19 protein-coding genes are annotated in these 22,757 nt (G+C 70.8%); 11 read left to right on the top strand and 8 right to left on the bottom strand.

The features are described 5' to 3' along the window. Window positions 1–155: 155 nt before the first annotated feature. Complete coding sequence (locus ACSMXX_RS06680; protein ID WP_473183118.1) at window positions 156–932, bottom strand: amino acid ABC transporter ATP-binding protein; 777 nt, start codon at window positions 930–932, stop codon at window positions 156–158. A gap of 274 nt (window positions 933–1,206) precedes the next feature. Here ACSMXX_RS06680 and ACSMXX_RS06675 point away from each other — a divergent pair, with 274 nt between their 5' ends. Next, window positions 1,207–1,926, top strand: a complete 720-nt coding sequence (locus ACSMXX_RS06675) for a response regulator transcription factor (protein ID WP_473183117.1) — start codon at window positions 1,207–1,209, stop codon at window positions 1,924–1,926. A gap of 29 nt (window positions 1,927–1,955) precedes the next feature. After that, the gene (locus tag ACSMXX_RS06670) at window positions 1,956–3,425 is read left to right on the top strand and encodes a sensor histidine kinase (RefSeq protein WP_473183116.1); all 1,470 of its coding nucleotides are present in this window, start codon (window positions 1,956–1,958) and stop codon (window positions 3,423–3,425) included. Window positions 3,426–3,765: 340 nt separating this feature from the next. Here ACSMXX_RS06670 and ACSMXX_RS06665 read toward each other — a convergent pair whose 3' ends face one another. The 3 genes from ACSMXX_RS06665 to ACSMXX_RS06655 form a co-directional block, all read right to left on the bottom strand. Then, entirely contained in the window at window positions 3,766–6,801 is a 3,036-nt protein-coding gene (locus ACSMXX_RS06665; protein WP_473183115.1) for an alpha-mannosidase, read from the bottom strand. Window positions 6,802–6,877: 76 nt separating this feature from the next. Further along, window positions 6,878–7,156 carry a DUF397 domain-containing protein gene (locus ACSMXX_RS06660; RefSeq protein WP_473183114.1) on the bottom strand — a complete coding sequence of 93 codons (279 nt, stop codon included), beginning with the start codon at window positions 7,154–7,156 and terminating at the stop codon, window positions 6,878–6,880. Then, on the bottom strand, window positions 7,153–7,998 hold the full coding sequence (locus ACSMXX_RS06655) for a helix-turn-helix domain-containing protein (protein WP_473183113.1): 846 nt from the start codon (window positions 7,996–7,998) through the stop codon (window positions 7,153–7,155). Before ACSMXX_RS06655 ends, ACSMXX_RS06660 begins: the two co-directional genes overlap by 4 nt. Before the next feature lie 155 nt (window positions 7,999–8,153). Between ACSMXX_RS06655 and ACSMXX_RS06650 the strand changes: the two genes are divergently transcribed. The 3 genes from ACSMXX_RS06650 (at window position 8,154) to ACSMXX_RS06640 (ending at window position 13,176) form a co-directional block, all read left to right on the top strand. Further along, window positions 8,154–8,639: an ATP-binding protein gene (locus tag ACSMXX_RS06650; protein WP_473183112.1), complete on the top strand. Its 486-nt coding sequence runs from the start codon at window positions 8,154–8,156 to the stop codon at window positions 8,637–8,639. 166 nt (window positions 8,640–8,805) lie between these two features. Beyond that, on the top strand, window positions 8,806–10,617 hold the full coding sequence (locus ACSMXX_RS06645; protein ID WP_473183111.1) for a P-loop NTPase fold protein: 1,812 nt from the start codon (window positions 8,806–8,808) through the stop codon (window positions 10,615–10,617). Window positions 10,618–10,986: 369 nt separating this feature from the next. Further along, window positions 10,987–13,176 (top strand): WD40 repeat domain-containing serine/threonine protein kinase, encoded by a 2,190-nt coding sequence (locus ACSMXX_RS06640; RefSeq protein ID WP_473183110.1) that lies wholly within the window; start codon window positions 10,987–10,989, stop codon window positions 13,174–13,176. Between the two features lie 9 nt (window positions 13,177–13,185). Here the strand turns inward: ACSMXX_RS06640 and ACSMXX_RS06635 are convergent, their stop codons facing one another. The 3 genes from ACSMXX_RS06635 to ACSMXX_RS06625 form a co-directional block, all read right to left on the bottom strand. Further along, window positions 13,186–13,533, bottom strand: a complete 348-nt coding sequence (locus ACSMXX_RS06635) for a toxin-antitoxin system YwqK family antitoxin (protein WP_473183109.1) — start codon at window positions 13,531–13,533, stop codon at window positions 13,186–13,188. A gap of 148 nt (window positions 13,534–13,681) precedes the next feature. Further along, window positions 13,682–14,704 carry a TAXI family TRAP transporter solute-binding subunit gene (locus ACSMXX_RS06630; RefSeq protein ID WP_473183108.1) on the bottom strand — a complete coding sequence of 341 codons (1,023 nt, stop codon included), beginning with the start codon at window positions 14,702–14,704 and terminating at the stop codon, window positions 13,682–13,684. Window positions 14,705–14,921: 217 nt separating this feature from the next. Beyond that, on the bottom strand, window positions 14,922–15,512 hold the full coding sequence (locus ACSMXX_RS06625; RefSeq protein WP_473183107.1) for a TetR/AcrR family transcriptional regulator: 591 nt from the start codon (window positions 15,510–15,512) through the stop codon (window positions 14,922–14,924). A 99-nt stretch (window positions 15,513–15,611) separates the two neighbouring features. Between ACSMXX_RS06625 and ACSMXX_RS06620 the strand changes: the two genes are divergently transcribed. The 3 genes from ACSMXX_RS06620 (at window position 15,612) to ACSMXX_RS06610 (ending at window position 19,038) form a co-directional block, all read left to right on the top strand. Then, a complete protein-coding gene (locus ACSMXX_RS06620; RefSeq protein ID WP_473183106.1) occupies window positions 15,612–16,517 on the top strand; it encodes an oxidoreductase in 906 nt (301 codons plus the stop codon). A gap of 111 nt (window positions 16,518–16,628) precedes the next feature. Next, window positions 16,629–18,143, top strand: a complete 1,515-nt coding sequence (gene miaB, locus ACSMXX_RS06615; RefSeq protein ID WP_473183105.1) for a tRNA (N6-isopentenyl adenosine(37)-C2)-methylthiotransferase MiaB — start codon at window positions 16,629–16,631, stop codon at window positions 18,141–18,143. 157 nt (window positions 18,144–18,300) lie between these two features. After that, window positions 18,301–19,038: a class III extradiol dioxygenase subunit B-like domain-containing protein gene (locus ACSMXX_RS06610; RefSeq protein ID WP_473183104.1), complete on the top strand. Its 738-nt coding sequence runs from the start codon at window positions 18,301–18,303 to the stop codon at window positions 19,036–19,038. Window positions 19,039–19,221: 183 nt separating this feature from the next. Here the strand turns inward: ACSMXX_RS06610 and ACSMXX_RS06605 are convergent, their stop codons facing one another. Continuing rightward, entirely contained in the window at window positions 19,222–19,449 is a 228-nt protein-coding gene (locus ACSMXX_RS06605; RefSeq protein ID WP_473183103.1) for an antitoxin, read from the bottom strand. Between the two features lie 442 nt (window positions 19,450–19,891). Here ACSMXX_RS06605 and miaA point away from each other — a divergent pair, with 442 nt between their 5' ends. The 3 genes from miaA (at window position 19,892) to dapF (ending at window position 22,549) form a co-directional block, all read left to right on the top strand. Then, window positions 19,892–20,881, top strand: a complete 990-nt coding sequence (gene miaA, locus ACSMXX_RS06600; protein WP_473183102.1) for a tRNA (adenosine(37)-N6)-dimethylallyltransferase MiaA — start codon at window positions 19,892–19,894, stop codon at window positions 20,879–20,881. Between the two features lie 272 nt (window positions 20,882–21,153). Next, entirely contained in the window at window positions 21,154–21,642 is a 489-nt protein-coding gene (locus tag ACSMXX_RS06595) for a hypothetical protein (RefSeq protein ID WP_473184667.1), read from the top strand. Window positions 21,643–21,679: 37 nt separating this feature from the next. Continuing rightward, the gene (gene dapF, locus ACSMXX_RS06590) at window positions 21,680–22,549 is read left to right on the top strand and encodes a diaminopimelate epimerase (RefSeq protein ID WP_473183101.1); all 870 of its coding nucleotides are present in this window, start codon (window positions 21,680–21,682) and stop codon (window positions 22,547–22,549) included. The last annotated feature ends 208 nt before the right edge of the window (window positions 22,550–22,757 follow it).

Genomic DNA, 22,757 nt, shown 5'->3' with positions numbered 1-22,757 from the left:
GGCGGGGGCCGGCGGTCGTTGCGGGGCGTTGCTGGGACTGGGACTGGAGTGGACTCGGAACTGCTTCGCAATCTGCTCGGAACTGCTCTCTGAACTGCGCTGATCTGCCCCGGAACCGACCGATTCCTGCTCGGGGAGCTCCGCTCAGCGGCACATCAGTGATGAAGGATCTTCGCAAGGAAGTCCTTCGCCCGGTCACTGCGGGGGTTGTTGAAGAACTGGTCCGGCGTCGCCTCCTCGACGATCCGCCCGTCCGACATGAAGACGACGCGGTTGGCGGCCGAGCGTGCGAAGCCCATCTCGTGCGTGACGACGACCATCGTCATGCCCTCGTCGGCGAGCTGCTTCATCACCTCGAGGACCTCGTTGATCATCTCGGGGTCGAGAGCGGACGTGGGCTCGTCGAAGAGCATCACCTTGGGGTCCATGGCGAGCGCACGGGCGATGGCCACCCGCTGCTGCTGCCCCCCGGAGAGCTGTGCGGGGTACTTGTCGGCCTGGTTGCCGACGCCGACGCGGTCGAGGAGGGCACGTGCCTTCGTCTCGGCGGCCTGCTTCTCGGTGCGGCGGACCTTGGTCTGCCCCAGCATCACGTTCTCCAGCACCGTCTTGTGCGCGAAGAGGTTGAACGCCTGGAAGACCATGCCGACGTCCGCACGCAGCTTCGCCAGCGGCTTGCCCTCCTGCGGCAGCGGCTTCCCGTCGATGGAGATGTGGCCCGAGTCGACCGTCTCCAGCCGGTTGATGGTGCGGCACAGGGTGGACTTGCCCGACCCGGAGGGCCCGATGACGACGACGACCTCTCCGCGAGCGATCGTCAGGTCGATGTCCTGGAGTACATGCAGCGCACCGAAGTGCTTGTTGACGTTGTCCAGTACGACCAGATCTTCCGCGGCCGGCGCGGCGTCCTTGGTCACCGATACTTCGCTCATCGGCGTGTAGCTCCGTCCTCGTCGGTTGCGAGGACACTAATGAGCAACCGCCACCAGCGTCATTACATCTGAGGGGAAATTGAGCATAACGATCCCGTCGCGGTCGACACCCGCACGCACGAGCGCCGCGGAATCCGTAGTCTGTCGTACCGGCTGCATAACGGAAAGCCGGTGAGATCAGGAGCCCCTTGACTCACCTGCACCGATACGGGTGGATGCAGTGCTGTTGCGCGGTCTGCCGCGCACCTGGACGGCATCGCGGAGGGAGGCCCGAGTGAGGTTGCTGCTCGTCGAGGATGACAATCACGTCGCCGCGGCGCTCTCTGCCGTGCTCGGGCGGCACGGCTTCGACGTGGTGCACGCCCGCAGCGGCGAGGAGGCCCTGCGTGAGCTGCTGCCCTCCGACGAGGTGGCGCCCTTCGGCGTCGTCCTGCTCGACCTGGGGCTGCCGGACCAGGACGGCTTCGAGGTGTGCGGCCGCATCCGGAAGATAAGCACCACCCCCGTGATCATGGTGACCGCGCGCGGCGGCGTGCGCTCCCGCATCCACGGCCTCAACCTCGGGGCCGACGACTACGTGGTCAAGCCGTACGACACCGGTGAGCTGCTCGCCCGCATCCACGCCGTCAGCCGCCGCGCCGCCCCCGACGAGAGCGAGGGGACGGCACGGGACGAGGCCACCCCCGCGGACACCACCCTCCGCGTCGGAGCCGTCACCATCGAGCTGCCCACACGGCAGGTGTGCGTCGACGGCACGGCGGTCTCCCTGACCCGCAAGGAGTTCGACGTGCTGGCCCTGCTCGCGCAGCGCCCCGGCGTCGTCTTCCGCCGTGAGCAGATCATCAGCGAGGTGTGGCGTACCAGCTGGGAGGGGACGGGCCGGACTCTGGAGGTGCATGTGGCTTCGCTGCGCTCCAAGCTGCGCCTGCCCGCACTGATCGAGACCGTACGGGGCGTCGGCTACCGTCTTGTCGAGCCGTCGCAGACCGTCTAGCCGCAGGGGACCGGGGGCCGGAAGAGGACATGCACGCCCGTCTGCTGCCACTGCTGCTCGTCCTGCTCGCCGGGGTGCTGCTCGCGCTCGGCTTCCCGCTCGCCGCGAGCCAGGCCGCCGCCGAACAGCAGCGCGTCGTCGTCGACCGCATCGACGACACGGCCCGCTTCGCCGCGCTCGCCCAGTTCGTGGCCTCCTCGCCGGACGAGGGTGAACGCCGGGCAATACTCCAGGACGAGCTGGAGCGCTACCACTCCCTCTACGGCATCGAGGCCGGCGTCTTCCTCCGCGACGGCCGTGCCCTCGCCGTCGCGCCCGGCAACTGGGACGTGCCCGACTCCGGACAGGGCGCCGACGCCTTCGCCGAGGCGCTCGCCGGACGGCGCAGCCACGACCCCGCGCAGGTGTGGCCCTGGCAGGAGGGACGCATCGCCGTCGCCTCGCCCGTCATCCGCGACGGTGACGTGGCGGCGGTGGTGCTCACCGATTCGCCGACCGGTCACCTGCGCTCGCGCATCCTGCAGGGCTGGCTGCCGATCATCGCGGGTGAGGCTGCCGCGACGCTGCTCGCCGTCGGTCTGGCGCTGCGCCTGACGGGCTGGGTGCTCCGTCCCGTACGGACCCTGGACCGGGCCGCCCACGAGATCGCCGTCGGCCGGTTCAAGTCCCGCGTCGCCGTCTCGGGCGGTCCTCCCGAGCTGCGGCGGCTGACCCGTTCCTTCAACGAGATGGCCGACAACGTCGAGGACGTGCTGGAGCAGCAGCGCGCCTTCGTGGCCGACGCCTCGCACCAGCTCCGCAACCCGCTCTCCGCCCTGCTGCTGCGCATCGAGCTGCTCGGCCTCGAACTGCCCGAAGGCGAGGAGGAGTTCAAGTCCGTACAGGCCGAGGGGAACCGGCTGGCCCGGGTGCTGGACGATCTGCTGGATCTGGCTCTGGCGGAACACGCCTCGGCCGATCTGCAGGTGACGGACGTGGCGGAGCTGGCGGCGGAGCGCGTGGAGGCGTGGAGTCCGGTCGCCGACATCAGGGGCTGCGTGCTGGAGTCGGCCGGGCCGCAGGCGGTGACGGGATGGGCCGATCCCGTCGCGCTCTCCAGTGCCCTGGACGCGGTCGTCGACAACGCGATCAAGTTCACGCCGGAGGGCGAGCGGGTCACCGTGAGCGTCTCCAGGGAGGGCGACAGCGTCACCGTGGAGGTCGCCGACCACGGGCCGGGGCTCAGCGAGGAGGAGATGGAGCGGATCGGCGACCGCTTCTGGCGCAGCAACCGGCACCAGAACATCTCGGGCTCCGGGCTCGGCCTGTCCATCTCGAGGGCGCTGCTGGCATCAGGCGGCGCGGAGCTCGCGTACGCGCACAACGAGCCGAAGGGGCTGCGCGTCCTGATCACCGTTCCGCGGAACCCGCCCACGGCGGACGACGGCGACGACGGTCCGCAGGGGAAGGCGGTCTCCCTGACGAAGCGGCCCCGGGAATCCGCTGACGCGGAGGGGTGACTCCCGGCTCCGCCGAGTTCGCCGGGTGCTGCCGGGGGCCGGTGGCGGGCCTCCGCCTCTCCGGACTCCGTCCGGGCCGCCGAGAGGGCTTCGCTCCTCTGCGCTGCGGGGTTGAGGGGCGCCGCGCTCCGCGGCGGCGGGTGGCGGCAGGGCCTGGAGCGGGCTGAGCCCCGCAGCCCGCGGCACCGCGGAGTCCGGTCCCCGCGGGCGGCCGCCGTGCCGTGTGCCGGCGGGGCCGGGCGGATGCCCGACGCGGGGCGAGCCCAGGGGGCTTCGCCCCTCCGCGCCGCGGGGTTGAGGGCCCCCGCGGCGGCCGCCCCCGCGCGGCAAGCGCACCCCGTTACGTCCTCGCCAAACGCAGCGTGAGGATCTGGAACGGGCGGAGCGTGACCTCCATCGAGCCGTCAGCGGAGAGTTCGTGTGCCGGGGCGCCCTCCATCGGCCGTTCCAGAAGGTCCGTCTCCGTCACCGACGTCACCGGCACGCCCGCCGACAGCACCGCCCGCGCGCGCCCGCCGTGCGACTCGTACAGACGCACCACCACATCCCCGCTGCGGTCGTCCGCCAGCTTGACCGCCTCGACCACCACCTGGTCGTCGTCGACGCCGACGAGCGGAGCCACAGCCCGGCCGGCACCCCGCACCGTGCGCTCCGGCAGGTTGATCCAGTGGCCCTCCCGCACCGCGTCGCCCACGCTCGCGCCCGGCGCGAGCGCGAAGCGCAGCCGGTGGGTGCCCTGGTCGGTCTCCGGGTCCGGGTAGCGGGGCGCCCGCAGCAGAGACAGCCGCACGGTGGTGGTCTGGCCGCCGTCCTCGCGGACCGTACGGGTCACGTCGTGCCCGTACGTCGAGTCGTTGACCAGCGCGGCGCCCCAGCCCGGCTCCTCCACCTGGAGCCAGCGGTGGGCGCAGATCTCGAACTTGGCCGTCTCCCATGAGGTGTTGGTGTGCGTCGGACGGAACACGTGCCCGAACTGCGTCTCGCCCGCCGACCGGTCCGCCTTCACATCCAGCGGGAAGGCCGCCTTGAGGAACATCTCGCTCTCGTGCCAGTCGACTTCGGTGTCGATGTCGAGCACCTTCGAACCGGCGCGCAGCGTCAGCCGCTGCACAACCGTCGAGCCGCCGAAGGCGCGCGCGACGCGGACGGTCGCGCGCTCCTCGCCCGACTCGGCCAGATCCAGCTCGTCCGTACCGGTCAGGTCGGTGACGTTGTGCCGGTAGAAGGAGTCGACGTCCCATGCGTCCCAGTGGTTGGGCAGGTCCGGGTGGATCTGGAGCAGGTTGGCCGCCTCGCCCGGTGCGACGCTTTCGCGGCGGGCGTCCTTGTCGTACGCGGAGACGACCAGGCCGCGCCCGTCGACCTCGATCCGCAGCAGCCCGTTGGCCAGGACCCAGCCGCCGCCGGGGCGTGCCTCCGCCGTGACGGGCGTGCCGCCGGTGCGCTCGCGGGCAGGCGCCGCGCCGCCCCCTGCCACGCCGTCGCGCGCGTGCGGCGCGGCGTTGAAGACGACGGGAACGTCGCCCTCGCCCGCGAGCGCCGCCTGCGCACCCGCGATGATCTCCTCCAGCTCGGCCCGCACACGTGCGTACGTGTCCCGGGCCTCACGGTGCACCCAGGCGATCGACGAGCCGGGCAGGATGTCGTGGAACTGGTGCAGCAGCACCGTCTTCCACAGCTCGTCCAGCTGCTCGTACGGATAGCTGTGCCCGGTGCGTACGGCCGCCGTAGCCGCCCACAACTCGGCCTCGCGCAGCAGGGATTCGCTGTGCCGGTTGCCCTGCTTGGTCTTCGCCTGCGAGGTGTACGTACCGCGGTGCAGCTCCAGATACAGCTCGCCCGCCCACACGGGCGCCTTCTGCGCGTACTCCTCGTGTGCCTTGGAGAAGAACGCCGACGGCTTCTCGACCGTCACCCGCGGCGAGCCCTCCAGGTCCCTCAGCCGTTCCGCCCGCGCCAGCATCTCGCGCGTCGAACCGCCGCCGCCGTCGCCCCAGCCGAAGGGCGCCATCGAGCGCGAAGCGCCGCCCTTCTCCTGGTAGTTGCGGGCGGCGTGCGCCATTTCCGCGCCGCCCAGGTCGGAGTTGTAGGTGTCGACGGGCGGGAAGTGCGTGAAGACGCGCGTGCCGTCGATGCCCTCCCACCAGAAGGTGTGGTGCGGGAACTTGTTGGTCTCGCTCCAGGAGATCTTCTGCGTCAGGAACCACTTGGCCCCCGCCAGCTTCACGATCTGCGGCATCGCCGCCGTGTAGCCGAAGGAGTCCGGCAGCCACACCTCCTTCGTCTCGACGCCGAACTCCTCCAGGAAGAACCGCTTCCCGTAGACGAACTGCCGCGCCATGGCCTCGCCGCCGACCATGTTCGTGTCGGACTCGACCCACATGCCGCCCACCGGCACGAACTGGCCGTCCGCCACCTTCTTCTTGACCTTCGCGTAGACCTCGGGCCGGTAGTTCTTGATCCACTCAAGCTGCTGTGCGGAGGACATGGCGAAGACGAACTCGGGGTGGTCGTCCATGAGATTGACCATGTTCGACGCCGTACGGGCCACCTTCCGTACGGTCTCGCGCACCGGCCACAGCCACGCCGAGTCGATGTGCGCGTGCCCGACGGCGCTGATCCGGTGCGCGGAGGGGCGCGCGGGTGTGGAGAGCACACCGCTGAGTGCGGCACGTGCACGAGAGGCGCTGCCAACGATGTCATGCAGGCTGAGAGCGTCCAGGGAATCCTCGATCGCCCGCAGCAACTCCCAGCGCCGCGCGTCCTCCAGCGGCAGCTCCCGCATCAGCGAACCGGCCACCTCCAGGTCCTGCACCAGCTCCCACACCTCGGTCTCGAAGAGCGCGAGGTCCATCCGGCGCAGCCGGTAGAGCGGACGGTCGCTGGAGGTGAGCCTGTCGCCCTGGTACGTAGGCGTCTGGGGCGTGTTGACGATGGGGTTCGCCGCGGCCTCGACGAACAGCTCCACCTCCTCGCCGCCGGCCGCCGCCTCGGCGATGCGGACCCAGTCGTTACGGGGGTTCAGCGCCTTGACCGCTTCGCCGTCCGCCCGGTAGATCAGCCCCTCGCACTGGAAGCCCGGCATGTTCCGCTCGAAGCCGAGATCCAGCACCGCCTCGACCGTGCGGCCCTGCCACTCCTGCGGCACCTGCCCCGTGACCTTGAACCACGTCGTGCCCCACGCCGGGCCCCACCGCTCACCGGCCTTCGAGGGCGCATACGTGGCGGCGAGCCCTTCGGCTACGGGCACCGGCTCGCCCGGTACGTCCCAGCGCTCGACGGTCAGGGCGAGAGGGCTGCTGTATACGGCCGGCTTGATCCGCTCGGCCAGGACACGGCGCAGGCGGTCCTCAACGATGCGGCGGTCGTCGTGCATGCGGCTGCTCCGATCTACGGGTCCTCTGGTGCTCGATACGTTCCACCTGGTGAGGAGCCTGCCATCCCGCTGGCCGCTACGACAGCGTTGTGTTTCGGCGTGCGGTGGCGTATTGGAGGAACGCCGTCCAGCCGGTACGGGGCACCGTGAGCAGGGGACCCTCCGGGTCCTTGGAGTCCCGGATGCGGACGGCGGAGGTCGCGTCGGCGACTTCGACGCAGTTGTTGCCCTCTGCGTCGCTGTAGCTGCTCTTGCGCCAGGCGACTTCGACGCACTCGCCGCCCTCATTGTCGCTGTAGCTGCTCTTCACCCAGATCAGCTCGTTTTGGAGGCGAACGGCATCTTCGTCGGTCATCTTTCTCCCAGCAACTGCTCGATGAACTCATGAGATTCACGAGGCGTAAGAGCCTGCGCTCGGATAATCCCATATCGTGCATCGATGGTCCGCACGTCGGCGTGCGCTGTGAACCACGTGCTGCGTCCCTGACTTTCCGTGTACGCAACCCTTGGCTGGTCAGCCGGTTCAAGGATGGTCATCGCACCCACCAGGCCCGCGTGCTCCTCGCGGTCCGTCGGCATGACCTGGATCTCGACGTGGCGCAGCTGCCCGACATTCAGCAGGTGTCCCAGCTGATCACGAAGCACCGGCATCCCACCCAAGGGGCGGCGTAGCACCACCTCCTCGATGACGAAACTCAGAACGGGAAACGGTTGTCTCACCAAGGCGGACTGGCGTGAAAGTCGCGCCTCGACCTGCTGGTCGACCTTCTCTTCGGTGAGCGTGGGCCGACGCATTTTGTAGATGGCCCGCGCGTAGTCCTCGGTCTGCAACAAACCAGGAATCACGTGGTTGTTGTACGTGTGGATCTCGGTTGCCTCAGCTTCCAGCATCGCGAATTCGCGGAACCTAGCTGGGTACCGGGCCCGCTCGACATCGTCCTCCACGGCCTTCAGCAACCCGCCCGCATCAAGCACCCGCTCCGCGCCGTCGATGAACTGCGGCTTCGGCGCACGCCGCCCCCGCTCGACCGACGCCACCAAGTCGACGCCGTAACCGATCCGTTCGCCCAGTTCTGCCTGCGTGAGGCCCGCCCGCTCCCGCAGGAACTTGATCTGCCTGCCGATCGCCTTCAGCAGCGGGTCGACGGCGTCGCCGCCGGCCTCCGTCCGCTGCGCGACGTGTTCGCCCTCGGTCATGTCACGCCACCCCCTTCGTGCCCGTACTCAACGGGCGACGGGGCACTCCGTCACCGCTGATGCGGCGTACAGCGCCACGACCGCACAGGTACCGGGACCCCTCGTACCGCCCGAACCCCTCGACCCATCATGACCTTTCAGCCACTCTCCGTAACGTGAAAACCCAGATCGCCCCGACCGAAATCGGCGCCCCCGTACACGAGTTCGCCCAGCTGTTCAGTTCGACCCCGCGAGGGGCCCGCCTGGCCCGGTTGATGGGAGCCGATCAACTGGCCGCGTGGGGCTGGCCGTACGACGACGAGGTCTCCCGTACGGGGACGCTGCTCATCGCGGAGCTGGCCGCCAACGCCGCCACCCACGGACGTGTCCCCGGACGCAGCTTCAGACTGCGCCTGGTGACGGGCCCGGGCCTGCTGCTCCCGGCCACCCTCCGTGTCGAAGTCGCGGACGCACAGGACGAGTTCGGCCCGATCGGCCCGGTCGGGCCCGAACCCCCGCCCCTGGCCGCCGAGTCGGGGCGGGGCCTGCTGCTCGTGGAGGCCCTCGCGGCCCGCTGGGGCGTCACGCCCCGCTCGCCCTCCGGCAAGACCGTCTGGGCGGACCTGGACGTGGGCCAGGGTCAGGGCCTGACGCTGTGGTGAGCCCAGCACCGGGCTGTTCGAATGCCCGGAGGAAATGCCGACAGGTGCAGGGTGGGTGTTGGGCGGTCCGACTTCCGCCGCTGGTACGGCAGTTGAGCCCCGTTGACCCCGTCGCGTACGACTACGATGGCGGCCGTTTCGACGGCGCACACGACGGGGGCACGCCTTGGCCGGGTTCAACCCGCTGCAGTTCTCACTGATCAACGACGAGCCGGTGGTCGACCCGCAAGCGGACTTCCTGGGTGCCCGCGACCCCGCTCAGCAACTCGCCGCGCTGCTGGTCGCCTCCCGGAGTTCCACGCCCTTCACACTGGCTGTCGACTCGGGGTGGGGGACGGGCAAGAGCAGCCTGATGCATCTCGTCGACAAGGAGTTGACGGAGGTCCACGGGGCTCGCACGGTCTGGTACAACGCGTGGACTTCGACCGGCGCCGACGCTCTCGAAGGCCTGCTCAAGTCCGTCCTGATGGAATTCGACAAGCGTGTCCTGCGCCGCGCGGTGCACCGGATCTCCGAGCGCAGAACGCTGCTGACCCTGATCCGCGCCCTGTTCATGCTGGTGGCCGGGCCGCTGGGTGTGAGCCGCCTGGTCGACGAGCTGTGGCGAGGGCTGGCCGTGAGTCCGCAGGCCCGCAACGAGATGCGGGATGCGATCAAGGAGGCAGTGCAGGAGCGGGTGGAGACGGGCGAATTCTCGCCCCAGCACCTGCTGGTCGTCTTCATCGACGACCTGGACCGCTGTTCGGAGGAGACGGTTCTCGCGGTGTGCGAGGCGGTGAAGGTCTATCTGGACGTACCGGGGCTCGCGTTCGTCATCGGCTGTGACCGTTCGGCGCTTGCTTCCAACGGTCTGCTGCGTGATCTGTCACCCGCCGGGTCGGCCTTCATGGAGAAGATCTTCCAGACGACGTACCGGATTCGCGTGCCGGACAGCAGCGGAATCGAGGACTTCATCCGTCGCTGCGCGCATGATTCCGGCATCCACATGCTGCTCGACGCCGGACTCGTCTCCCGCATCGCGAAGCACTCCGAGCGCAATCCGCGACGTATCAAGAAGCTGATCAACGGATTCGTGCTGGAGATCGGACTCAACCCGCTGTGGCGGGACTTCGTGAACCGGGCCGTCGACACCGTGATCAGCGCTCTTGTGCTTCAGTACCTCTACCCCGACTTCTACCGGATGCTGGTCGGTGGAGACAGCGCCCAGAGTGATGTCCTCGCCGAGTTCCAGACCTACCGTCAGGTCCGGCTCAGACTGCTCGAGGTCGACGGCGGCGCAGCGAGTGGCGCCGAAGTGACGCGCTTCTTCGCGGAGCATCACGTGCGTCAGCCATCGCTGCAGAACCCGGACGCCTGGGCTGAGAACCTGTCCGATCTGGAAAAGCAACTGCCCAGTGGATTTCCCGATTTGGCCAACGACCGCGGATTCACGTCCCTGATCGACGACTTGATGAAGGAGCCGGAGTCCGAGGAGCTGATCGAGCGGCTCCGGCAGCAGCCGCGCCAGAGCGTCGCCGAGCCCGCTGCACCGCAGCCGGAGTCGTACGTGGCGGCGTACCGCGCCGAGCCCTCCGTCGCAGACCGTCCGGGGGCGCGTTCCAGGCCACCGCTGGAGGACATGCGCATCCTGTGGATCGACGACAATCCGTCCAGCGTGGAGCTCGACGTCCGGGCGATGCGTGGCGCCGGGGCGTACGTCGACGTCGTCGAGAACAGGGCGGAGGCAGAGCGGCATCTCGCAGCCGAAGAGCATGACCTGCTGATCTCCGACATCACTCGCGGCGACGATCACGAGGCCGGGTTCACCGATGTCGAAGGGCTCCGCCGCGGCAACTTCTACCTGGGTCCCGTGATCTTCTTCACCGGACGGGTCACTCCCGCCCGGGAGGCAAGGGCCGGGGAGTTGAGAGCCGGGATCACGGCGAGCCCGGACATACTCCAGCAACTGGTCGTCAGGGTTGCGCAGGAGCGCGACTAGCGCGCGGTCCCTGCCGTTCGCGTCCGGCAACTGGACGGCGCAGGCTTGTGCGCAGCCGCCGTAGCGGAATCGCCTCCCTCAGGCGGGCGTCGAGACGCGGCGACGCGCCTGTCCCTTCAACATGCGGCGCGACAGGCTGAGTCGGACCGCTCCGCCGCGGGAGCGAGCAACGTCCCCGCGGTACTCCGGCACCCCTGGACGATCTGGCCAGCGGTGTCGGGGTCGTCTACTCTGTGGCTCGCTCGGACCCCCGCGAGGCCTGGACCTGGTAGCCCGGGCGGGCCGTCGCCGGGGCCGCCGGGCGATCCGCGCCGCATCAGTCGGCGGACGGCGCGGTGTGGACTCGGACGCACGGGGGGAGACGTCGGCATGTCTCAACTGGGCCATGAACGCCCGGCAGTTCCGCCTGCCGGCGGGGGACAGCGACCGGGCTGGCCGACCACTCCGCCGCCGCACCGGCCGCTCGGTTCCGCCGATCCGGCCGAGGTCGGTCCGTACCGGCTGGAGGCGGTCCTGGGCGCCGGCGGGATGGGCCGCGTGTATCTGGGGCACACGCCGGCGGGCAGCGAGGTGGCGGTCAAGCTCGTGCACCGCGAGTACGCGGGCGACACGGCCTTCCGTAAGCGCTTCGAGCAGGAAGTGGCCGCGGCCAGGCGGGTCCAGGGGCTCTACACCGTGCCCGTGGTCGACGCGGACCTGCGGGCCGACGAGCCCTGGCTGGCCACGGCCTACGTTCCCGGGCCGTCCCTTCAGGACGCCGTGGACGATGGGGGTCCCCCCGGACGAAGTCCAGGGGGAGGTCCGCTGCCGGTCGATGCCGCACTGGCACTGATCGCCAGGGTGGCCGAAGCCCTGCAGTCCATCCACGCCGCCGGCGTGATCCACCGCGACCTCAAGCCCTCCAACATCATCCTCACCGCCGAGGGACCCAAGGTCATCGACTTCGGTATCGCACGCGCCGCGGACGTCACATCGGTGACCGGTACGGGGATGCGGGCGGGAACGCCCGCGTACATGGCGCCCGAATACATCAGAGGGCAGGCCCTCACCGAAGCCGTCGACATCTTCGCCCTCGGACTCGTCGCGCACTTCGCCGCCACCGGACGGCTCGCCTTCGGCGGCGGCAGCGCCCACAGCGTCACCTATCGCATCCTCGAACAGGATCCCGACCTCGACGACTGCCCCGAGCCCGTCCGTACGGTCGCTGCCCGCTGCCTGGAGAAGGACCCCCAACGGCGGCCCACCCCCGCCGAGGTCATCGAGCTCTGCCGCCGGACGCCCACGCCGGAAGGCACGGTCGTCGACGTCCACTCGGCTCCGACTCAGCCTGCTCAGCCCGCTGCCCCCGTCCAGCCGGGACCGCCCGGCGAGTTCGGACCGCCCGTGCCGGCCCCGACGAAGCAGGACCCGGCTCCGGGAGCGCCGCGTCGAGCGCCGGGCTCTTCCCCGCCGGGCTCTTCCCCGCCGGAGGCGTACTCCCAGAATCCCTATGCCTCCCTTGGCTCTTCGGCAGCGGGGAAGTCAGATGCGTGGGTCGTCTGGGGCGCGCTCGGCGCCTTCCTTCTTGTGGCCGCCCTGATCTCCGCCATCCTCTTCCTTCCCGAACGCGAAGGCTCTCCTCCCTGGCGCAAACCCACGGCCACGCTCACCAGTCAGAAGGACGCGGTTCGCGACGTTGCGTTCAGTCCGGACGGGAAGACACTCGCTGCCGGTGTCCAGAAGGGCATGGTGCGGCTGTGGGACGTAGCGGGGCGCGAACAGCGCGGCACCCTCACCCAGCGTGACGACCGCGGTGAGGAACAAGTGCAGGGGATCTTGTCTGTGGCGTTCAGCCCCGACGGCAAGCTGCTCGCCGCCGTCGCCGGCGACGGCACGGTGGGACTGTGGGACGTGGCGGAGCGCCGGCAGATCGCGACCCTCACGGCGAGTACCTCGCATCCAGTCAGAGACGTCGCGTTCAGCCCGGACAGCAAGCTGCTCGCCACCGGCAGCGAGGACGGCAAGGTGCGGCTGTGGGACGCCGACAGCAAGAAGCACCGCGATCTCGCGACTCTCGATCACGGCCTGCCGGTGTGGGACGTCGTCTTCAGCCCGGACGGCCGGTCGGTGGCCTCCGCGGGTTATGAACCGGCCGGCGGTGCGCCGCCCACGGCGAAGCTGTGGGACGTGGCCGGCCACAAGGAACGCCACACCTTGCGCCACTCCGGGAGCGTCACGGGTGTGGCGTTCCGTCAGGACGGCGGGACTCTGGTCACCGTCAGTTCGTCAGACAAGATTAGGCAGTGGGATGTGGCCAGCGGTCGCGAGACGGACCCCCTCAACGACGGAGGGTTCACCTCTGCCGACGGTGTGGCGTCCAGCCCGGACGGCGAGACGATCGCCACCGTCCACTGGCGTGAGGTGCGCCTGTGGGATTTGGCAGACGGCGAACCACGGGCCGTCCTGGAGGGGAACAAGAACGGTGTGAGCGGCCTGGCCTACAGCCCGAGCGGCCGGCTCCTCGCAACCGCGGCCGAGGACGGCAAGGTGCGATTGTGGAAAACGGCGAAGGCCAGGTGACCCGCGCGGTCAGCGGTGGGTCCTCCGCTTCGACTCCTTGCCTTCCTTGTCGTAAGTGACCCATTCCCCGGTCTTCTTGCCGTGGCTGTACTCGCCCTCGTCCCAGAGCTGCCCGCCCTCGTACCAGCGACGCCACAAGCCGTGCTGCTCGCCGTCGACGAACGCGCCCTGCTGGAGCAGGCCGCCGCCCTTGCGGTGCCAGATCCACTCGCCGTCCAACTGCCCGGCCTTGTACGTGCCTTGGGCCTGCATGCCGCCGTCGCGGAACCAGAAGGTCCACGGCCCGTGGCGTTCGCCGTCGTCGTCGTACTCGCCCTCGCCGGAGAGCGTCCCGTCCTTGAAGTGTTCCTGCGCCATGAGGCGGAGCCTAGGGCGTGTCCGCGAAGTAGCGTCGTCCGCCCGTTAGCGCGGTCCTGGGGGCACGCCCCCTCGCTGCGCTGGGGGGACCCCCACTCAGACGGAGTCTGGGGGAGGGACTTTCCGGACACGGCCTAGGGGCGACGCCTCACGGCTTGACCGACCTGTAGTAGTGACGGGCGCCCCTGTGCAGCGGCAGCGGTGCCGTGTAGATCGCCGTGCGCCTGTCGACCTTCTGCGCCGCGTGGACCTTCTCGCCGATCTGGTCGCGGCTGTTGAGCACCGCGCGGGTCATGCCCTCCGTGAGGGCGGTGTCCGTTTGGTCGGTCGTCACCAGCAGATTCGCGACGGCCACCGTGTTGACGGGCTCTCCCTGCTGCACCGCCGGATAGGCGTCGGCCGGCATCACCGCGGCGCGGTAATGGCGCGTCTCCGGTTGCAGGGCGTGGAGCTCCTCCACCAGGTCGCCGAGCTGGACGAGCTGGATGTTGGTCTTGGCGGAGAGGTTCTCGATGGCGCTCGTCGGCAGGCCGCCGGACCAGAAGAAGGCGTCGATCTTGCCCTTCTCCAGCAGTCCGGGCATGCGGTCGATGCCCTGGCGCACCGCGTGCACGTCCTTGTCCACGTCCAGGCCGGCGGCGCGCAGCAGCCGTCCCGCGATGAGGTTCACGCCGGAGCGTTTCTGGCCGACGCCGACCCGCATGCCCTTGAGGTCCCTCGCGCTGCGTACGCCCGAACCCGCCGGGACGACGAGCTGGATGTAGTCGTCGTACAGCCGCGCGCACGCGCGCAGCCGTTCGGCTCCCGGTTCCTTGCCGTCGCGGTACGTCGCAACGGCGTCCGAGGCTGCGATGGTGAAGGAGGCCTTGCCGGAGGTGAGCATGTCCAGGTTCTGCACCGATCCCTGGCTGGGCAGCAGCCGCAGCCGGACGTCGGGCATCTCGCGGTGCAGCCGGTCCTGGAGGAGGGTGCCGTAGCGCGCGTAGACCCCGGTGGGCACGCCGGTGGCGAAGGAGACCTTGCCGCTGGGGGCCGCGCTGCCGCCGGGCAGCAGCCACCACAGCAGCAGCCCGAGCACGACGGCCACGGCCGCTGCGGCGCGGAGCACGTACCGCCTGCCCGGGCGCAGGCGGCCGCCCGTGAGGTGTGCGATTCGGGGGAGACCGGCCATGGACGGTGATCGTGCCAGCCACGGGCGCGGGAAGCGAGGCCGGGGAGCCCGTCGGATGCCCGGCGGCTGCTCCGCAGGGCCCGCGCGGTCCGTGCGTGCCCGGTGCGTACGGCGCCGCAGTGCGTGCGCTGTGGGGTCCGTGCGGTGCCCGGTTCGTGGCGTGGTCGGGGTGCGCGGAGCTCGGGGTGCGTCGGTGCTCGGGCGCCCCGGCCGGCGGTCACCGCCGGCGCAGCCCCGAGAGCAGCCTCTCGACGGCGTCGGGCACGACGGTCTCCAGTTCCTCCACGTCGAGCATCCCGCTGTTGGCCATCGCGGCGAGCCCGTGGAGCGTCGCGAGCGCCACCTGCGCCAGGGACTCCGGGTCGCCGGGTTCGAGTTCGCCCGACTCCTGCGCCTTCGAGATGACGCCCAGGGAGACCGCGAACGCCTGCTCCGCCGCCGCGTGCACGGACTCGGCGCCCTCGCGGTGCTTGCCCGCGTACATCAGCTCCAGCAGGGCCGCGTGCCTCGTGGCGAAGCGGACATATGCGCCGGCGAGGGCCTGGAGCCGGGCGGTGCAGTCCGGTTCGGCGTCCCGTACGGCTCCGTCGAGGACCTGGCCGAGGCGTACGAATCCGTCCTCGGCGAGCGCGTCCAGCAGCGCCTGCCGGTCGCCGAAGTGGCGGCGGGGGGCGCCGTGGCTGACGCCGGTGTCGCGGGCGAGTTCACGGAGGGAGAGCGCCTGCACCCCACGCTCACGCACCGTCTCCTCGGCCCGTGCGAGAAGGGCGGCACGGAGATTGCCGTGATGGTACGAGCGGGCGCGCATGGCGGCAGAGTACTCGACCGCCGTTCTGCCTCCCTGGTCAACGACCCCTTTGTCCAGCGGCGTTGACGAGCAATGTAGTCACTGACTACATTCGCACCCATGACTACTTCCGCATGGACAGCGCAGCAACTCCCCGACCTCTCAGGCCGCACCGTCGTCGTCACCGGCGCCAACAGCGGACTCGGCCTCATCACGGCACGTGAGACGGCCCGCGCCGGCGCCCACGTCGTCCTCGCCGTACGGGACACGGCACGCGGTGCGGCCGCCGCGTCCACGGTTCGGGGCAGCACCGAGGTGCGGCGGCTCGACCTCGCCGACCTGGCCTCCGTACGCACCTTCGCCGAGGAGTGGCAGGGCGCGCTCGACCTCCTGATCAACAATGCCGGCGTGATGGCGATACCCGAGCGCCGCACGGCCGACGGCTTCGAGATGCAGATCGGCACCAACCACCTCGGCCACTTCGCCCTCACCAACCTCCTGCTGCCGCACATCACCGGCCGCGTCGTGACCGTCTCCTCCGGGATGCACCGCATGGGACGCATCGCCTTCGACGACCTCAACTCCCGTGGCGGCTACAGCCGTTGGCGCGCCTACGGACAGTCCAAGCTCGCGAACCTCCTCTTCACCGCCGAACTGGCCAGGCGCCTGGAGTCCGCGGGTTCCAAGGTCACCACCCACGCCGCGCACCCCGGCTACGCCGCGACCAACCTTCAGGGCCACACCACGAACAAGCTGGAGAAGGCCTTCATGGCGATCGGCAACCGGCTGGTCGCGCAGCGGGACGAGATGGGCGCGCTGCCGACGCTCTACGCCGCCACCCAGCCGCTCTCCAGCGGCAGTTACACCGGGCCCGGCGGCCTGATGGAGAGCCGCGGATACCCCGCACCGGCCGGCAGGAGCGCGGCCGCGCGCAACGAGCGCGACGCCGAGCGCCTGTGGAGCCTGTCGGAGAGCCTGACCGGAGTCGCCTTCCCGCTCACCTCGGCCGCCCCCGGACGCGCCTGAGCCGCGGTCTTCCGCCGGAACGGGGCAGAGGGTGACGGGGCCCCTCGGGAGCGGGGGACCCGGAAGCGGGGGGCGTGCGCCGCGCCCGAGCGCGTACCCTGTCCGACTGAGATGACTGCGAAGACTTACGAGCTGCGGACGTTCGGCTGCCAGATGAACGTCCACGACAGCGAGCGGATGGCGGGCCTGCTGGAGGAGGCGGGCTACGTGCGCGCGCCCGAGGGCGCGAACGGCGGCGACAGCGGTGCCGCCGCGGATCTGGTCGTCTTCAACACCTGCGCGGTGCGGGAGAACGCCGACAACCGCCTCTACGGCAACCTCGGTCAGCTCGCGCCGAAGAAGGCCGCGCGGCCCGGGATGCAGATCGCGGTCGGCGGCTGCCTGGCGCAGAAGGACCGCGAGACGATCGTGAAGAAGGCCCCCTGGGTCGACGTCGTCTTCGGCACGCACAACGTCGGCAAGCTGCCGGTGCTGCTGGAGCGGGCCCGTATCCAGGAGGAGGCGCAGGTCGAGGTCGCCGAGTCGCTGGAGGCCTTCCCCTCGACGCTGCCGACGCGGCGCGAGAGCGCGTACGCGGCCTGGGTCTCCGTCTCCGTCGGGTGCAACAACACCTGCACCTTCTGCATCGTTCCGCAGCTGCGCGGCAAGGAGAAGGACCGCCGGCCCGGCGACATCCTGGCCGAGGTCGAGGCGCTGGTCGCCGAGGGCGTCACGGAGATCACGCTGCTCGGGCAGAACGTCAACGCCTACGGCTCGGACATCGGCGACCGCGAGGCGTTCAGCAAGCTGCTGCGCGCCTGCGGCCGCATCGAGGGCCTGGAGCGCGTCCGCTTCACCTCCCCCCATCCCCGCGACTTCACGGACGACGTGATCGCGGCCATGGCGGAGACCCCGAACGTGATGCCGCAGCTGCACATGCCCCTGCAGTCCGGTTCGTCGCGGGTGCTGAAGGCGATGCGGCGCTCCTACCGGCAGGAGCGCTTCCTGAGCATCATCGAGAAGGTGCGGGCGGCGATGCCGGAGGCGGCCCTTACGACGGACATCATCGTGGGCTTCCCCGGCGAGACCGAGGAGGACTTCCAGGAGACGCTGCACGTCGTGCGCGAGGCGCGCTTCGCGCAGGCGTTCACGTTCCAGTACAGCAAGCGGCCCGGGACGCCCGCCGCCGGGATGGACGGGCAGATCCCCAAGAAGACCGTCCAGGAGCGGTACGAACGGCTCGTCGCCCTCCAGGAGGAGATCTCCTGGGAGGAGAACAAGAAGCAGGTCGGACGCACCCTCGAACTGCTCGTCTCCGAGGGCGAGGGCCGTAAGAACGACGCCACGAAGCGGCTGTCCGGACGCGCCCCCGACAACCGGCTCGTGCACTTCGCCCGCCCCGGGGAACCGGTGCGCCCCGGCGACATGGTCGCCGTCGAGGTCACCTACGCGGCGCCGCACCACCTGCTCGCCGAGGCGCCGCCCGCCTCCGTGCGGCGTACGCGCGCGGGCGACGCGTGGGAGGCGCGGAACGCCGCTCCCCGCGAGGCGGCCGGGCAGCAAGGCGTGATGCTGGGGCTGCCGGCCGTCGGCGCCCCCGAACCGCTGCCGGCCGACGCGGGCGGCAGCGGCTGCGGCGTCTGCTGACGCGGTCTGCTGATGCGTCCGGAGCGGCACCTCAGCCGCCCGTAGCCGCCCGTCGTCCGACGGGTGACGGGTGCCGCCGGCCGGCGCGATTCCGGGACCGGCACGAGTCCGCATCGCGTGGTTACGCAGAGCGACTTGCGGCGTTAGGCTGCCCGCCATGCTTGTCGCCGCCGCCACATGCCCTTGCCCGCCCCTCCTCGTTCCCGAGGTCGCCGGAGGCGCGGCCCACGAGATGGACGCCGCCCGCGCCGCATGCGACGACGCCCTCGGCGCCCTCGCCGCCGCGCGCCCGGACCGTCTCGTCGTCGCCGGCCCCGCGGAGCAGTCCGCGCGGGGCACGCATCCCCAGGGCGCGCGGGGTTCCTTCCGCGGTTACGGGGTGGATCTGGAGGTCTCCCTGGGCAAGGGAGAGCCTCCCGCCGAAGCCCGCCCGCTGCCGTCGTCCCTGGCCGTCGGGGCGTGGCTGCTGACGCGCAACGAATGGACGGCTGCACCCGTCGAGGGCCTCGGCGTGGGCGAACCGCTCAGCCGTGCGCGTTGCGAGGAGACGGGGCGTCAACTCGCGGACGCTGCCGAACGGGTGGCGCTGCTGGTCATGGGCGACGGCACCAACTGCCGTACGGTCAAGGCCCCCGGCTACTTCGACGAGCGCGCCACGGCCTTCGACGCGGAGGCGGCCCGGGCCCTGGGGAGCGCCGACGCCGGCGGACTGCTGGCGCTGGACGAGGAGTTGGCGTACGAGCTGAACGCATCGGGCCGTTCCTGCTGGCAGTTGCTCGCGGGCGCGGCGGGCAGCGGCGGAAGCGGGGACGGGAACGCCGGCCGGCTGCGGGGCAAGCTGCTCTACGACGAAGCCCCTTACGGCGTCGGCTACTTCGTCGCGAGCTGGACCTGACCGGTCCGGGCTCGCGTCCCGGATTTCACGGCCCCGTTCTGCCCGGGATGCAGCCGGATGTGACCTGACGCGAACGGGCGCGCGCCCGCCGGATCTCCGGCGGGCGCACGCCCACGTGTGTGCTTGCGGCCCTTGCGGAGGGCCGCGGACCGACAGCTGCCGGCCGTCCGGAACAGGGCGCGGTCAGGACCCGCTCTGCGGGCCCTTCCCGCCGCCGCGTCCCTCCGAGCCGCCCCCCTGGCGGCCGTACTTCTCGGCCTGGTCCTTGGCCTTCTGGGTGCTGGACCGGATCTGGTTGCTGTACTTGCCCTTGGTCTTCGAGTCGGCCATGCCTGCGGCCTTGTCGATTCCCTTGGTCACCTTGTCGCTGTGCTGGCCCAGCATCCCCTTGACCTTGTCCATGAAGCCCATGGCGGACACCTTCCTTCCGTCCGGCAGTTTCAGTTGCGGGCGTCGTCCGCGGCTTCGCTGTCGGCTGCTCCGTCTGCTGACTGCTGCTTCGGGATGCCGACATCCTCGGATTCGTCCCCGGATCCGGCCGCCGCAACCTCCTCATTCTTGGCCTTTCCGGCCGCCCCGGCCTCAGTGGCCGTAGCGGCGCCGGCGGCCGGCTTCCGGGGCGACCCGGAAGAGCGGCGCAGAAGTCTTGCAAAGACGCCCATATCTACACTCCTGACCTTACTCACGTGGCTGCGATCCGGCGCACCGGGAACGAGCGCCTCTCCCCGCCTGCGGCGGAACCGTCCCGGAATTCGGCTGCGGGACCCTCGCAACAGGCAACGAAACCGGCGGGCCGCCGTCACGTAGCTCGTTCGGGTCCGGAGGGGTGCGGGAGGTTTGCGACACTGACGGCGTGAATGCCGCACTCCCGTCCCCGTCCCGGTCGGCCTCCCCGGCTGCGTCCCCGTCCGGGTTCCCGTCGGCCCCGCCCGTCGTCGCGGTCGTCGGCCCCACCGCCGCCGGGAAGTCCGACCTGGGCGTCGCCCTCGCCCGCCACCTCGGCGGCGAGGTGATCAACGCGGACTCGATGCAGCTCTACCGCGGCATGGACATCGGTACGGCGAAGCTCAGCCGCAGCGAGCGCGAGGGCGTCCCGCACCGTCTGCTGGACATCTGGGACGTGACGGTCGCGGCCAGCGTCGCCGAGTACCAGCGGCTCGCACGGGCGGAGATAGAGCGGCTGCGCGCCGCCGGCCGGGTCCCGGTCCTGGTGGGCGGCTCGGGCCTGTACGTACGGGGCGCCATCGACGCCATGGACTTCCCGGGCACCGACCCGGCCGTACGGTCCCGGCTCGAGGACGAACTCGCCGCACAGGGCTCCGGAGCGCTGCACAGCCGGCTGGCCGGGGCGGACCCGCAGGCGGCCCGAGCGATCCTGCCGAGCAACGGACGCCGCATCGTGCGCGCCCTGGAGGTGATCGAGATCACCGGACGTCCCTTCACGGCGAACCTTCCCGGCCACGAGGCGGTCTACGAGACGGTGCAGGTCGGAGTCGACGTCTCCCGGCCGGAGCTGGACGAGCGGATCGCGGCCCGCGTCGACCGGATGTGGGAGGAGGGCCTCGTCACGGAGGTACGGGAGCTGGAGGCGGCGGGACTGCGTACCGGCCGTACCGCGTCGCGTGCGCTCGGTTACCAGCAGGTCCTCGCCACGCTCGCCGGTGAGTGCACCGAGCAGGAGGCGCGCGAGGAGACCGTACGCGCCACGAAGCGTTTCGCCCGGCGCCAGGATTCCTGGTTCCGCCGCGACCCGCGTGTGCACTGGCTCAGCGGCGCGGAGGACGACAGGCCGGAACTGACCGGAAAGGCACTGGCCTTGCTGGAAGAAGCGGTCACAGCCTGATCACGTCATGGCATCGGGACGTCCCGGGCGTCCGTCGGGGCCATACGGGCGTGCCATCATCGACCATCGATCGGAGCCTGCAGTTCGAGTTGGGAGGGCGGGTGGCGATGGAGGCCGGCCCTCGTGACAATGAGGAGACCGCCGTCGACGAGGTTGAGCGTGCCGCATCCGTGGGTCGCATCGACGACCTCCAGGAGTTCGACGGGCGTAGCGGAAGCGTGCCCCTCGGCAACGGGGACGCCGCAGCCGACCGCCCGCGCGGAGCACGGGAGATGACCGACGGCCCGGACTCCGGCGAGGACGCTGACGCCGGCGAAGGCCGGGACACCGCTGACGCCCCCGAAGCCGGCGACGACGCAGGCCCGGACGTCCGCGGCGAACAGGACGGCTCCGACGCACCCCCCGAGGCCGACGGAACGCCCGTGGAGCCGCAGGAACTGCGCCCGCAGCGGAAGCTCCGGGTGTGGCAGCTCGCCCCCATCGTGGTGCTGAGTGCGCTGGGCTCGCTGATGTTCGCCTTCCCGCTCGCCTTCGAACCCGGCGGCGGTACGGGCGCGGTCGTCTCCATGCTCGGGCTGCTGATCTGCGGCTGCGCCGCCGGCTGGGCCGTGGTGGCGGCCCGCAGGGTCGGGCTGTCCTGGCCGGGTCTGCCCGCCCCGGACTCGGGGGAGCGCCCGGACTGGCGGATCGTCGCGCTGTACGCGGTCGTCGTCGGCACGGTCGTGATGCTCGCGATCTGGCGCGTGGCCAGGCTGAGCTGATCCGGCGGCCACGCCACGCTCCCGTACGATCGTCCGTATGACCGGCGTGCGACCCGTGCCGTTCCTCAAGGGGCACGGCACCGAGAACGACTTCGTGATCCTCCCCGACCCGGACGGGCTCCTCGACCTGTCACCCGAGACGGTCGCGCGGCTGTGCGACCGCCGGGCCGGAATCGGCGGCGACGGGCTTCTGCGGGTCGTACGCTCCGCGGCGCACCCGGAGGCACGGGCGATGGCCGGCGACGCGGAGTGGTTCATGGACTACCGCAACGCCGACGGTTCGGTCGCGGAGATGTGCGGCAACGGCGTGCGCGTCTTCGTGCGCCACCTGGAGCGTGCCGGCCTGGTCAAGCCCGGGGAGGTCGCCGTCGCGACCCGCGCGGGCGTGAAGCGCACGCATCTCGCCGGGGACGGCTCGGGCGTCACCGTCTCCATGGGCGCGGCCGTGCTGCCGGACGGGGCCGTGACCGTACGGGTGGGAGAGCGGAGCTGGCCCGCCCTGCACGTGAGCATGGGCAATCCGCACGCGGTCGCCTTCGTCGGTGATCTCGCCGACGCGGGAAGGCTGTTGGAGCCTCCGGGCGTGGAGCCCGCGACCGCATATCCCGCCGGTACGAACGTCGAGTTCGTGGTGGACCGCGGGCCGCGGCACGTCGCGATGCGCGTGCACGAGCGCGGCTCCGGCGAGACCCGCTCCTGCGGTACGGGCGCGTGCGCCGTGATGGTCGCGGCGGCACGGCGCGACGGCGTGGACCCGGCGGCCGACGGCGAGGACGCCACATACACCGTCGATCTGCCGGGCGGCACCCTCGTGATCACCGAACGGGCGGACGGCGGGGTCGAGATGACCGGCCCGGCTGTGATCGTCGCCGAAGGGACCGTCGACCCGGAGTGGCTGCGCGCCTAGGGCTGACCTTTCCGGTCACAGCACTAGGGCGCAGAAGGGCTGTGTGAGCCCTCCGCCGCGTGCGATCTGAAGGGCATTCAGGATTCGAACTCCCAAGTGCCCTGTGCCCGAACGTCCCTCGGACGGGTGATCCGTTTCACGCTGCGCAGGACCCGGACATCAGGGTGTGCTGGGGTCGGTACCATCACAGGCCCCGGGCCTGGCCGGG

This window comes from Streptomyces sp. DSM 116795, assembly GCF_055792905.1.
The sequence above is the reverse complement of the archived record's forward strand: the minus strand, read 5'-3'. Positions and strand labels throughout refer to the sequence as shown.

Bases quoted from the DNA above. Each gene is read 5' to 3' on its own strand.
- ACSMXX_RS06680 (WP_473183118.1), bottom strand. From the start codon at position 932: ATGAGCGAAGTATCGGTGACCAAGGACGCCGCGCCGGCCGCGGAAGAT.
- ACSMXX_RS06670 (WP_473183116.1), top strand. From the start codon at position 1,956: ATGCACGCCCGTCTGCTGCCACTGCTGCTCGTCCTGCTCGCCGGGGTG.
- ACSMXX_RS06665 (WP_473183115.1), bottom strand. From the start codon at position 6,801: ATGCACGACGACCGCCGCATCGTTGAGGACCGCCTGCGCCGTGTCCTG.
- ACSMXX_RS06660 (WP_473183114.1), bottom strand. From the start codon at position 7,156: ATGACCGACGAAGATGCCGTTCGCCTCCAAAACGAGCTGATCTGGGTG.
- ACSMXX_RS06655 (WP_473183113.1), bottom strand. From the start codon at position 7,998: ATGACCGAGGGCGAACACGTCGCGCAGCGGACGGAGGCCGGCGGCGAC.
- ACSMXX_RS06640 (WP_473183110.1), top strand. From the start codon at position 10,987: ATGTCTCAACTGGGCCATGAACGCCCGGCAGTTCCGCCTGCCGGCGGG.
- ACSMXX_RS06635 (WP_473183109.1), bottom strand. From the start codon at position 13,533: ATGGCGCAGGAACACTTCAAGGACGGGACGCTCTCCGGCGAGGGCGAG.
- ACSMXX_RS06630 (WP_473183108.1), bottom strand. From the start codon at position 14,704: ATGGCCGGTCTCCCCCGAATCGCACACCTCACGGGCGGCCGCCTGCGC.
- ACSMXX_RS06625 (WP_473183107.1), bottom strand. From the start codon at position 15,512: ATGCGCGCCCGCTCGTACCATCACGGCAATCTCCGTGCCGCCCTTCTC.
- ACSMXX_RS06620 (WP_473183106.1), top strand. From the start codon at position 15,612: ATGACTACTTCCGCATGGACAGCGCAGCAACTCCCCGACCTCTCAGGC.
- miaB (WP_473183105.1), top strand. From the start codon at position 16,629: ATGACTGCGAAGACTTACGAGCTGCGGACGTTCGGCTGCCAGATGAAC.
- ACSMXX_RS06610 (WP_473183104.1), top strand. From the start codon at position 18,301: ATGCTTGTCGCCGCCGCCACATGCCCTTGCCCGCCCCTCCTCGTTCCC.
- ACSMXX_RS06605 (WP_473183103.1), bottom strand. From the start codon at position 19,449: ATGGGCTTCATGGACAAGGTCAAGGGGATGCTGGGCCAGCACAGCGAC.
- ACSMXX_RS06595 (WP_473184667.1), top strand. From the start codon at position 21,154: ATGACCGACGGCCCGGACTCCGGCGAGGACGCTGACGCCGGCGAAGGC.
- dapF (WP_473183101.1), top strand. From the start codon at position 21,680: ATGACCGGCGTGCGACCCGTGCCGTTCCTCAAGGGGCACGGCACCGAG.